At 38.7% G+C, this 12,465-nt stretch carries 12 protein-coding genes and 1 pseudogene; 2 read left to right on the top strand and 11 right to left on the bottom strand.

From position 1 onward, the window contains the following. Positions 1-16 precede the first annotated feature (16 nt). Genes ACI6MV_RS00195 through ACI6MV_RS00180 form a run of 4 tightly spaced genes read right to left on the bottom strand, consistent with a single transcriptional unit; the run spans position 17 to position 4,529 of the window. Complete coding sequence (locus ACI6MV_RS00195; RefSeq protein WP_407267749.1) at positions 17-1,009, bottom strand: Gfo/Idh/MocA family protein; 993 nt, start codon at positions 1,007-1,009, stop codon at positions 17-19. Beyond that, entirely contained in the window at positions 1,002-1,904 is a 903-nt protein-coding gene (locus tag ACI6MV_RS00190) for a hypothetical protein (RefSeq protein ID WP_407267748.1), read from the bottom strand. Before ACI6MV_RS00190 ends, ACI6MV_RS00195 begins: the two co-directional genes overlap by 8 nt. A 17-nt stretch (positions 1,905-1,921) precedes the next feature. Beyond that, positions 1,922-3,007, bottom strand: a complete 1,086-nt coding sequence (locus tag ACI6MV_RS00185; protein WP_407267747.1) for a Gfo/Idh/MocA family protein — start codon at positions 3,005-3,007, stop codon at positions 1,922-1,924. Positions 3,008-3,029: 22 nt separating this feature from the next. Beyond that, entirely contained in the window at positions 3,030-4,529 is a 1,500-nt protein-coding gene (locus ACI6MV_RS00180) for a CehA/McbA family metallohydrolase domain-containing protein (protein WP_407267746.1), read from the bottom strand. Between the two features lie 588 nt (positions 4,530-5,117). Here ACI6MV_RS00180 and ACI6MV_RS00175 point away from each other — a divergent pair. Together ACI6MV_RS00175 and ACI6MV_RS00170 are read left to right on the top strand one after the other, a co-directional pair. Further along, the gene (locus ACI6MV_RS00175) at positions 5,118-5,891 is read left to right on the top strand and encodes a MerR family transcriptional regulator (RefSeq protein ID WP_407267745.1); all 774 of its coding nucleotides are present in this window, start codon (positions 5,118-5,120) and stop codon (positions 5,889-5,891) included. After that, positions 5,881-6,378: a toxin-antitoxin system TumE family protein gene (locus tag ACI6MV_RS00170; RefSeq protein WP_407267744.1), complete on the top strand. Its 498-nt coding sequence runs from the start codon at positions 5,881-5,883 to the stop codon at positions 6,376-6,378. Before ACI6MV_RS00175 ends, ACI6MV_RS00170 begins: the two co-directional genes overlap by 11 nt. A 212-nt stretch (positions 6,379-6,590) precedes the next feature. Here ACI6MV_RS00170 and ACI6MV_RS00165 read toward each other — a convergent pair whose 3' ends face one another. From ACI6MV_RS00165 to ACI6MV_RS00135, 7 genes and pseudogenes are all read right to left on the bottom strand, one after another. Continuing rightward, positions 6,591-6,956, bottom strand: coding sequence for a toxin-antitoxin system HicB family antitoxin (locus ACI6MV_RS00165; RefSeq protein WP_407267742.1), 366 nt, complete (start codon positions 6,954-6,956; stop codon positions 6,591-6,593). Positions 6,957-7,005: 49 nt separating this feature from the next. Then, positions 7,006-7,230, bottom strand: a complete 225-nt coding sequence (locus ACI6MV_RS00160) for a type II toxin-antitoxin system HicA family toxin (protein ID WP_407267741.1) — start codon at positions 7,228-7,230, stop codon at positions 7,006-7,008. Between the two features lie 307 nt (positions 7,231-7,537). Beyond that, positions 7,538-7,918, bottom strand: a pseudogene (locus ACI6MV_RS00155) (transposase); the annotation flags it as partial. 1 nt (position 7,919) lies between these two features. Then, positions 7,920-8,219, bottom strand: coding sequence for a magnesium chelatase subunit ChlI family protein (locus ACI6MV_RS00150; protein ID WP_407267968.1), 300 nt, complete (start codon positions 8,217-8,219; stop codon positions 7,920-7,922). A 287-nt stretch (positions 8,220-8,506) separates the two neighbouring features. Next, the gene (gene atzF / locus ACI6MV_RS00145; RefSeq protein WP_407267740.1) at positions 8,507-10,294 is read right to left on the bottom strand and encodes an allophanate hydrolase; all 1,788 of its coding nucleotides are present in this window, start codon (positions 10,292-10,294) and stop codon (positions 8,507-8,509) included. Positions 10,295-10,314: 20 nt separating this feature from the next. Beyond that, on the bottom strand, positions 10,315-11,952 hold the full coding sequence (locus ACI6MV_RS00140; protein WP_407267739.1) for a PucR family transcriptional regulator: 1,638 nt from the start codon (positions 11,950-11,952) through the stop codon (positions 10,315-10,317). Positions 11,953-11,967: 15 nt separating this feature from the next. Next, a complete protein-coding gene (locus tag ACI6MV_RS00135; protein WP_407267738.1) occupies positions 11,968-12,399 on the bottom strand; it encodes a cupin domain-containing protein in 432 nt (143 codons plus the stop codon). Positions 12,400-12,465 lie beyond the last annotated feature (66 nt).

Here is a 12,465-nt window from a genome sequence, read left to right as displayed (position 1 = left end):
AAGTTTGTCCCATAAGTTATTCTTTGACTTTTATTAGCTTACCGCTTCTTGCGGATTCATACGCGGCTAATGCGATTTTACCTGAAGCCAATCCATCTTCTCCCGTAACCGCAACTTGCTTTCCAGATTTTAAACGTTCTATTAAATCCTCAATTAACAATTCATCCTTGTTATCTCCCCAATAACTCCATTCAGCATGGTTTAGATCTTTGCTGTACACTTCTGATATTTGCTTAAAGTAATCAATATATAACGTTCCTTTTGTTCCAACAAAATGCATTGTTAAATCCCTTTTGTATGGATATGGTTCGGTTCTTGACCAACTCGTATCTAACGTTGCCACTACACCATTTTTAAAGCGCATCGTAATCATGCCTGAGTCATCGGATGGTAGATTTCTATAAAACAACGTTCCATTCTCTGCATAAACTTCATCTATGTCAGAGGAAAGAATCCAATTTAAAATATCTGCTACATGTACGCTATGGTCTAACATAGCACCTCCACCTGAAAGGTCGTTATTGACAAACCACCCGCCTGGCATTGCACCATTATTCGTTGCTTTGACAGCAATTAGCTCTCCAATTTCGCCCTCATTAATCAGTCTTCTTGCTTCAATGATGGATGGAACATAACGATTAGGAAAAGCAGTCATCAGTTGAACGCCATTTTGTTTACATGCTTTGATCATATTTTTCATATCAACCACGCTAGTACCGAGAGGCTTTTCACACATCACATCTTTTTTTGCATTTGCTGCAGCAATCGTGTGCTCGGCATGGAAAACATTCTCAGAATTGATAATGATGATGTCTGCATCCGTCTTAAGAAGGTCCTGATATTTATTGAAATAGGGAATATTGTGCTGTTCAACAATCTGTTGTACCCTCTCCTTACTATCGTCACTAACACCTACAATACTTACGTCACCACGAATGATTAATGAATCAAAGTAACTAAAAGCATGCATATGCGCAAAGCTCAACATTCCAATTTTAACTTTATTCATGGTGATCACCCCCTAAGTAGACAGGTGATGCTGTTTCTACAGAGCGCTTCACTGCCTCGATGATTTGAAGAGACGCAAGATGAATTTGATTATAGTTCGCTAAATCTTCTCGATTACTTCTGTTGTTAATAAAATGCTGAATCATTTGTTTCTTTGCACTTAGTTTTGTTGTCGTAAAGTTACTATTACTTCCAGTTGTTTTTAAATTCAACATTTGTGATTCAGATGAATAGCTTACAATCCCTTTTGGTCCTGCATATTCACCGTTCCTCATAAACGCTGTAGCCCCGGTGAAAATTTCAATGTTAATAATTGCTCCTGTATCTAAGCGCAGCGTTATCGTGCTATACCTTTGATCTTCAATTTTGCGTTCCATTGCAAAAACTTTTTTCACCTTTGATGAGTAAGGATAAAGCGCAATTAATTCAGCATGTAACGCTGCATGATGGTCATATTCACTTAATGTATATCGCTTTATATTAGCTACTGCCAATTCACCGATCATACCTTTTTCTATGTTTCTATGAACATCCAATACTTGCGGATCAAAAAGGGTACTATTTGCAATTAAAATAGGAGTATTTCTATCAATTAGTTCAAGATAAGACCCCAGTTGATTCACGATATGATTATCTATAATTACCGGTATCCCCTGTAAAGCAAGGCTGGATACTTCATCTCTGGCACTAGCAATCTGATCACTAACAATTACTAGATCAAGGCTGTCGATTACTTTCTGTTCTGGAAGACTAGAAATATAGTGAATACCCTCTAGCTCAACTTGCTCATCTTTATTGTCTGTTACCAAAAAGATCTCCATCACATCACCTAACTGTTTTAGTGCATCAATGTAAGTATTGGTATTGGGATGTATTCCATATATAAGAGCATTCATCCTCACACCTCTCTCTTTTATTCGTTAAAGTAAATAGCTTTTCCAGTTCGAGAAGATTCATATAAAGCTTCTAATATTTCAGTAACAACAAGAGCTTGATGCGCTGTGACAACTGGCTCTTTATCTTCTAAGATCGCTTCAACCCACATACGTGCTTCCACTTCCCCTGGCGTACTAGGCTTTGTTTCAAAAAAATTAACTTCTTTCTTTTCGAGTTCAATATGCCTTGTATATAGTTCGCCGTTTTCTTCTCCGTTTATATGAAGACCATCCCACATATCCGCTCCGGCTTTAGTTCCACACAGTGTCGTCTTTGCCGCTCCATCATGTCTTACGTGCAATGCCCAACTTGACTCCAACGTAATGGTTGCCCCGTTTTCCATTTTGATCATTCCAAATGCGGAGTCTTCTACAGAAAAATCTTCTGGGTCCCACTCCCCATATGGGTTTGCTCTCCCTTTTAACTTACTTAATTTATGAAATGTCTGACCAAGAACCACCTTTGGTTTATAGTTGTTCATTAGCCATAACGTTAAATCAAGTGCATGGGTACCAATATCAATAAGTGGTCCACCACCTTGAATATCTTTGTCTAAAAAGGTTCCCCAAGTTGGTACACCCAAACGTCGTAAAGCGTGTGCTTTTGCAAAGTAAATATCACCTAGAGCATCTTGTTCACATAACTTTTTTAAATACATGGAATCTTTTCGAAAACGATTATTGTAGCCGATGGTCAATTTCTTATTGGATCTCTCAGCTGCCTCATTCATTCTTCTTGCTTCGGAAGAGGTAATAGCCATTGGCTTTTCACACATTACATGCTTCCCTGCCTCTAAACCTAGAACTGTTAAATCCGCATGTGAATCGTTACTTGTACATACATGAACGACATCAATCGAACTGTCAGCAATCATTTCTTTAAAAGTAGGAAATACTTTCGCTTCCTTGCTTCCAAATTGCTGTTTAGCTTCAAGTGCTCGTTCACCATCATGGTCCGAGAACCCGTATAACTCTACTTCATCTAACTTTGATAAGCTCGGAAAGTGCTTAGCTTGCGCAATTCCACCACATCCAACAATTCCAAATCTTAATTTTTTTCCCAAAGTAACACCTTCTTCCGATTAACTATTCAGCTTTTACAAAGACTGGAGAAATCCAAGCCATTTGTTGATTTTTCTGCCTTACTTCCATATGGTAAATATCTATATCATTTTCCTTCTGTTCATCATTCCACTCACCTACAAATGTATAAGCTTCTTCAGGTACTGCTTTATGAATCACAAATGCTTCTGAGTTATATTCTTCTAAGTGGCGCGTAATATTTTTATCTCTGATATCTTTTATCTTCGTCTCAACTTTCACACCATTTATAGTTGTCTTAACTACCGTTTCTTCGTCACCTTCCACCTCTAAGATCATTGCACTTGTATGAGGGTGAAGCGTTGTAGGATTCTTAAACGTAGTTGCATCCCATTCAACAACTTGATCGGTAACGTTGTACATCTCATTTTGTAATGCATTCATATCAGGATCTTCTTTCATTTCAGGCGTAGGAGCTAATACACTTCTACCTCTAAAACACGGTTCTGCTTTTAAGATTTTTCCGTTGGAGATTTCAGCTTTGCTTTTCCAAACAAATCCTTCTTTAGCATTGCCCCACCCCATTTCGATTCGGAGTTTGTATTTGCTTGTTTTACTTTTCGCCACATCTAAATCTTCTCCATTCACGACAACCATTGGTTTTAAGTTTTTATAGAGAATTATTTTTTCTAAGAAATCTTCACCTTTAACTGAAAATTTAATATTGCGATTCCCTGAAGCTCTGATTTCACTCCCCATTAAACTATCATTAACTCTGAAATCGCATTCAATTTTGTCTCCAGTCACTGCATAAGTTCTGCGTTCTCTAAGTGCTTCCCAAATATCATCTCGGGTTTTCTGATTTGCTAATACGGCTAGACGACCATCACCATAAGACCCCGGGTATCCTGCATGGTGATCTGTCGAACCAACAAATCCAAATTTATGCCCTCTTCGTAATGCCTCGAACACTGTACTCTTCGAATCTCTTGGACCCATATCGTGGTAATAGGGGTAAAGAGCATCTTCTGACATGCCACTCCCATGCTTTGAAAACACTTCAATGACCGGGCTTATTTGTTCATCAAAAGTGTCCCAATTACCTCCACGATAACCTGGTGTGTACCCTACATGATGTGGAATTGCAAACACATCATAATTTTGTAACGCTTTCATAATATCGTAGGGTGATTTTTCCTGAATTAGTGGTAAATCATCATCTTTAGAAATGATGTGATGATCACCATACTCACTTGAATGTGCTTCATACCCTTGAAATGTAACGAATTCATGTGGAATGTTGCTTTCCTTCACTTTTTCACGTACTCCATTCCAATTTTCCTGCAGTTTATTAAAACCTTTTTCATGAAAATCAACTAAAAATTCCAGTTTTTCTGTTCTATCAGGTATGTCGTGCCATGCAGCGTGCCCGATAATACAAACAAAATCTAATTGCTTTTTTGCAGCTATTAATGCATTGTCTAGACTTCCAAAACCATAGCTAATTCCACAGTGATTATGCAAGTCCCCCCAATATAACTTCATCATTTTACTCCTCCAATCCATCCGTTTTTTTGTAACTACTATGAATTTATCATCTTTTTAGAAACCTCAGCACCCATAATAGTGACCCGTTTCTTGTACTATTGTGACCTGAATTTTTTGTGTCTTGAGAAACTCCAGTGATAAAAGCATACAGTCCAACCTTTTACAACATAAAAAAACCTTGCGTCATCAACACAAGGTTTAAGGTTATATGAAGTTAAATTGGAACGCGGGGTCAGGTTTGTCGTTCCAGCATGGAACTTAAATTTTATTCTCATAGACCGCAACAGTAAACCTGACCCTCTGTTCCACCCGCTGCTCTTCTGACATGTTCATTTGTTATAAAGAAGTGGCTAAGCACTGGCACTAATATAGCTACGCTCCACGCGGCAATGTTATATCTGTAGTTCCCCTTGCATATATTCTAGGAGTAGTTGGTGATTATATGTGTCAAAATGATTTGTGTATAGTATAGAACATAGGATTGTATGGGTATATTAGTTAATGAAATAATATATTCATTAAGTTAGTAAAGTTGACCTTTCACAAAGGACCAAGCTATAATGGAGGTGAGGAGGTGTGGGTATTATGAGTTTAGCTGTATATGAAGAGACAGGTAAAGATATTGATCGGGCATACAAGGAGCAGAACAAGCCAAAGATTGAAAAAGAAACTAGCTATATCCTTAGTCAGTTAGTTATGATGATGATGGGAGTATTTAGTGACCGGATTAAAAGTGTGCATATTAATACACAACATCTTCATTTTAATGAAATGTTTATCACATCCGAAAAAAATCGGACAACCCTACTGAAATGGCTGGAACGATTAATTAGCATGGACCACCCTGCCACCGACGATTATAAATTTGGTAAGTTAAAAGTAGACTTTGAACAATGGTATTATCAAATTGGTGGACGAGAGATTTCCTTCAACTATCATAAATCTTATCTATTAACACCGTCAGAAGCCGCTGAACAGCTTGGGGTTTCAACTGTAACCTTAAATAAATATGTAAAAGACGGATTCGAATATATTGACCATAAATCCCACCATCGCATCCCAAAACACATGATACCATTATGGCATGATACGGTATATGCAATTAAAATACAAATGATGTATCAACAAAGAAAGTTATGGAATCAAAAACCGGAAGAACGGTTGAAGGAAATTGTGGAAGAACTGTTAGAATTTCAAATGAAATATAAAGTTGATACAGTTAAAGAAGCCTTCCCAACATTAGATCACAATCACAATGAAGAGGATAGCCTGTTGGACTATTACGAATGGGAGAGTTTAGAAGAAGAACTTCGAGATTTAAAGAATAAAGTTTACGGAGATTGGAAAAATGGAGAGTAGAACTTATACCGATGTTGACTTGCTCCTCCATCCTGCTGACATTCCTGCTATATTAGAAAAATATGAAGATATATTTGAAAAATACGCTTACGTACCCGGTAAGGATAAGGTGTACCCAAGAATGAAATTAACATCAAATGTATTATCGGTTTTATTTCCTTTAATCGAGCACCCGGTTTATGGAAAAACAGGGTTGCTTGCCGTCGAAAAATATAAAGATGGCAGAGTTATTAAATATATGTACCATTGGAGAGTTATTATACCGAAAAAAGGAAAACATAAACAACACATTTCTGCATGGGGGAATGATCCCCACAACCCCGAAGACACACCACCTGAATTACAGTTCGATTCAGAACCACATCACCATCATTACTTTCCTGGCGATTGGAATAGAAGACAAGATAATTGGGATGTATGGACGTTAGATGATGCTTTTCAGTTTGTTGCTCATTTTATTCGAAGTGGTGAAGAGTATAAACCATAGAGAAATAGAGTATTAGATTGTTATGCAATTTGATACTCTATTTTTAAATACTATTGTCATCCCACCAAAATGACCTATCCTCTGATTGAATACACCGCCTAGTTGGCCGTGGGGTCAGGTTTATCGTCCCAACAGGACCTTATGTTTTATTCTCATAGACCAGAACAGTAAACCCGCTGTTCCATTGGAAACTTCGGGAAGTGGCACCCATCTTACTCCAACCCTTGCGACAATTTATAAATCATATACTGATTTAAAGAAACGCCTTCTTGTGCAGCCTCTGCTGCTAATCTCCAATGTAATGTTTTAGGCATTCTTAATACAATTCTCCCACTTGGCATATCATTTGGTTCTGGAATTAGATCACCGTGTTCCAATTTAATTTTTAAATATTCTTCTTTAACCTCTTCAAGTTCTTCCATTAATTCTTCTACTGTTTCGGCATCCGTATGACAACCTTCTAATTCAGCAATCTTGCCAAAGTAGTACGCGCCACGCTCTTCGTTAACTTTATTGACCATTACTGTATAGTTTAAAGATAAGTAATAAGAAAGGTCTTTCGTAATTATATTACTCATTAGACATACGCCCCTTGATTGTAAGGATATTTTAAATTATATGATGAGATTATTCCCCAATCCTTTCTAAAATTTCATTTACATAAGAAATCTTGAGTGGATTCTTCTCTTTTATCATGATTAATTCACCAGCATCATTGCGAAAATATCGATGAGATCCTCTTTTGCGAACAAGCACATAACCATAATAAACAAGAACTTTTGCCGCATCACTATAGCTAATTCCTCTTGGTTGTTGCTTCATTTTACTAATTATTTTATAAATGCTGGTCAAATTTATATACCTCTCTTTCATGAATAGTATCATATTTAGTATCACTACTCAAGTTGTATTCTGAGTACATTTCACTTTATTAGGTCCCTGTCACTTCCACAGTCTTATCAAACTAATTCACTTAAGTACGAGGTCCAAACCTCATATCATCACGCTCTACAAACTCCCTATACTTCCGCCGCCTCTCCCACATACTCCCCGAATAGTAATCCATTATAAAACTCGTATTTACTACCGGTGAACCAGACGCATACAGATAATACCGATAGCTACTCCACCGATAATCCTCAGCCTTGTTGGTCATTCATGCTTCGAAAGGATTCAGGTGTATGTAGCGACTTACTTCAAGCATGCCTTGCTTCGAGTCGATGATCTTGTCATAATAACGCTTCTCAAAGACGTGGCCAGTAATTCGGTTTTTCGTATTATAATAGTCGGCATACCGTTTGTTGAGGAGGGACATTACCTTTGAAATGGATTGCTCTTTGGAGCGTAATTGCAGATGAAAATGATTGGTCATTAGGCAGTAGGAGGCTAGTTCAAATGAGGTCTTTTCCTTTACTTTGTGGAGCATATGGAGAAAAATCTTAAAATCACCTTCATCTTTAAAAAGAGCATCGCGGCGGTTTCCGCGACAAACAACATGATAGAAGGCGTTCGGTATCCAAATTCGTTTCTTTCTTGCCAATTTATTGCACCTTTCCTTTCTTTGGTATACGTGATCCGCTGCGACGCATGCTAGCTGCTTCCCAGATTGATTCGCTCGTTATATGTGCGCTGCCACTTAAATCAGCGATCGTTCTTGCAAGCCGGAGAATCTTCATCTGTACCCTTGTACTACAATTGTACTCGCTTTCCCATTGCTGTACGATCTTTCGCTGCTCTTCATTTAAGATAATAAATCCAACACCCTCCACCCCAGGAAGCAGCTGCACTTCCACTTGGACTCGGTCCCCTTCGATTCCCTTTAGCCCTATACTAGCTATCACCTGAATCAATTACACCTCTTGTACAATTCAGTTTATCCATAAGATAAACCATTTCTCCAGAAGTGTAAAAATCCCAGAATAACAATTTAGACCTGCTACCACCTATCAAATTACAATTCCCCATAGAGAAAAATCCAAAAACCACTAAACAAACAAAATCAAATTGACACTTTAGACATATTAACCACTTACCCACCAAAACAGTTAATGAATGAACAATCATTGACATATAAAAAAAGAACACCCAAAAGTGTTCCTTCTAAATCCTACACTCTCCAGTCGACACATTATGACAAACTTCGGGAAGTGACAGGCACCCCACAACCGACCGCTCTCCAACCACCAACCGCCGTAATATCCTCTGCACCCTCCAACTGATACCCTTCACATATAAATCCAGGTACCTCACACCCATCACTAAGTTCAACCTTACCAATACCTAGTGGGGCCGGGATAGATAGTACAAAATTTGCAAAAGCGCTTTTAGGCATTTTCCAGAGCTCTACCTCGATAGCACCGCCACCAGTTTCCTTCTTTATAAGACCCGGTTTTGGTGGGGTGGTTGGCAGTTTAACAAATTGGTACTTACTTGCCGTGGTGGCTTCTCGCGCAAAGGTTGCACCTGAAGCAAGCATCTCCTTCTCTAGTGGAAAGCCTCGCATATGAAGGCCACATACCGCAACAAGTGTAGTACTTTCTTCATCTAGTTCAGCACGCGCTTCAGACCCATCATGTAAAAATAAATCAGCAGCACCTAAGACCAAATCTTCATTTTCCGCCAAAGCAAACATCGTGATTCCAAATGGTGTGTGTGGTTCTGCATCCCCTGCTGGAATGGCTATGGCACACAAATCTAGTAAATTACAATGGTTGGTATAACTTCCCATGTCACTATTCGTTGCAATAGGATCTTGCCTAACTTGCTCACGTGTCCACGTTCCACCTGCTGTTGGCAATACCAAAACTGCATCTTCAAGTAATTTCCGAGCTTCCATTTTATACGCTTGTAATTTATGCATTGCGGTAAAAACGGAAGCAGCATCATATTGCTCTGCTGAACCTGACCGTAACACTTGCTCTGTTACGGGAAATATTTCTCCTGGATGCGCATCAATAAACTCTCCTAAATCAGACCAGCGTTCCGCTACCCAAGGTCCTCCATACAAAATTTCCGCCGCATCATTAAATAGTTGATAGTCAATATACTCAACTGGGATATCAAGCGCTGTAATCATATCCAATGTTCGATTCCAGGCAGCTTCATATTGATCGGCAAATGGACCATAAAAGGCAACTTTACCTTTAGGTAAACATATTTTCTTTGGTAAAGCGGATCCTGGCTTAGCAACCAACTTAGACCAAGGATCATTTTTATCAATTCCTCGAGCTACATCATCAACCGCCACGACATCTTCTAAACTATTAGCAAACACTGTGACACAGTCTATACTTGCACAAGCTGGAACTACCCCTTTTGTAGGCCACGCGCCAACACTAGTTTTTAACCCAACAAGGTTATTTAGTGCTGCTGGCACCCTACCGGAACCTGCTGTATCTGTCCCTAAAGCAAATGCCACTTGTCCTCTTGCTACCGCTACTGCCGAGCCCGCGCTTGATCCGCCACTTATAAGCTCAGGACGCAGTGCGTTATGTGTTTCTCCATACGGACTTCTTGTGCCTACTAACCCTGTTGCAAATTGGTCTAGATTCGTTTTACCAACCGGTATGGCACCAGCTGCGATAAGCCTTCCGACAACAGTCGCGTGTTCGTCCGGCTCATATCCAAATGTTGCACATCCAGCAGTAGTGGGTACACCTGCTAAATCAATATTATCTTTAATCGCAAATGGAATACCCCAGAGTGGTGCGTGTTCTGGATCTATCGATTCTAATTGTTCTAAATACGGCTGAATCTTTTCGATAGAAGGAGCTTCAATCCAAATATTCATCGTTTCATCATCGTTAGCTCGTTTAATAATCGCTGCTATTACCTCTTCAGGTGTACACTTTTTTTCTATATAATTATTTTTTAATTCTTGTATTGATAATAGTGCTGGGTAATTTTCACTCACCATCATTGTCTCCCTTCTAAAAATTAATGGCTGACAGTTGGCGTTAATTTGTGTTCAAATGTTCGACTGTTTTGTGGGCTCATTTCATACACTTTAACAGCCAACTGAAGTAATAACATATCGTCACCATCTTCTAATTTCAATTGCAAAATTTCGCATACACGTTCGATCCGGTAACCAATCGTATTGTAGTGTGTAAACAATTCCTTTGACGCTTTTTTCGTGCTTTTATTATTTTTAAAGTACACCTTTAATGTTTCGAATAGCATCGTATTATGCTTTTGATCGTACTGGATAATCGGCGTAATAAACCTTGCTCTAAACTCAATTAATTCTTCACACTCTGGTAATAAGAAAAGTAATTGAAAAACACCCAATTGATTAAAGCGCATGTTAGCAGCCTCTAAATTACAAATCGTACTAATATGATGAATTTTTTTCGCTTGTAAGTAACTATCATAAACTTGATTCACATACATCACATTTTTTCCTATACATAATTGGAATTGTCCCTCTAGTTGACGATGAATACTGTCCAGCAGCATCTCTGGATCCGTTTCTGTTGATTTTGAAAGTAAAAAAGTAAGTTCACCTTCTAGCAGAGTAACGTGAATGCCATGTAACAAAAACTGCGATCTGTTCTGCTTGATTAGTTGTTGCAAAGAATCAGAATCTGGCTTTTTCCCGAGCCACCGGGCAACACTAACAACGAAAGATGAATTATCATCTAATGGATAACCGCAGGCATCTGCACGCATTTTTAAATCAGTATCATTACCTATTTTTCCTGTTAACCAGTCCTGCAAAAATTGGTCGATGTATTTCGATTCGACTTCTTTCCGAGCATTGATATTCATCATTTCGAGCCCTACTAAAATGCTGATCCGATCAATGGTCAACTGATCAACGACCGCATATTCTTTATTATATTCAAACAAAAGCAACAGACAGTGATGATGTTGTTTGGTATTAATATTTGCAATGTAGACGCGTATCCTTCGATCATGAATATTGATAAAGGAAACACCTGTTTTACTATCCTCTCTCAATTTATATAAGAAAGAATGATCACCTACCACATTGATCAGTTGCTTAGCCTCTGGTGACAAAATAACTTGGTTAACATCGTCTACAATCATGACTGGATTTTCTACCATTTCCTCTAATGACCGCAGAAATTCATCTAACCCTTCACTTTGCAGTAGCTTTTGCGACATTTTCTGTACCCGACTTTGTAAAACCGATAGATTTCTAGCTTCTTGAACGAGCACGCGTTCCATAATCTCCCTAACCACATCAGAAAAAGAAGTTGATGGCGGCAGTTCGAAAATAGGAAAATCTAGCTTATCTGCTAATTCCAACGCCCGATCAGGAATTTTATCGATATATCGCTTCGTTTTTATGCCAAAAGCAGCTACACCTTTATCGACTAACTGTGGAATCAAGTCAGTAATTATTTCTGGGTGATCTTGAAATGGAAATCCGCTCGTGATTAGAAATTCACCAGGCCGTACCCAATCAACCACATCCGGCACTTCCATGACGTTAACACGGGAAATAGTCCGGTGCATGCCTTTGGAACCAGCTAGTACAACCGCCTCATTAAAATGAGGAATGAGCAAAACATCACTACATGTAAAACCTAAATTGTTATTCATCATCGCTTATCACACTTTTCATTTTTTAGGATAGTTGTCCGCTTCAACGATTACCGTATGAAAGAAAGCATTTTTCGGCTGTTCTTTTTGAACAGGAATGAATACACTAAGTTGTTCCGTTGCTTCAACATCATCATTTGCAACAGAATGGATCGCCCCCGCTGGAACTTGAATCGTGTCACCTGCCTGATACGATTTCCATTCGCCGTTACAAAGGACCTTCACCTTGCCTTTGGTAATATGTATGATTTCTGCAACATCATGATAATGAGGTCTAACCTGCCCTCCTACATCAATCAGTTCCCATAAAAATGAACTTGCACTAATTCCCATATCATCCGCTTCTTGCGCAGATACAATTTCACGGTGGTATAAATTAATATGATCCGGCATTGGCGCCCATTTCATTTTATCGCCTTGTAGCACTTTTGTTTCTTTCGTAGTAATCATCGTTATTCCTCCTAGTTGGGTACATTTATTTTCTGTAACGATTCTAACCAGACTATACGTGAATCC

Source organism: Radiobacillus sp. PE A8.2 (genome assembly GCF_045635475.1).
GTDB lineage: Bacteria > Bacillota > Bacilli > Bacillales > Amphibacillaceae > JBJGXI01.
The sequence above is the reverse complement of the archived record's forward strand: the minus strand, read 5'-3'. Positions and strand labels throughout refer to the sequence as shown.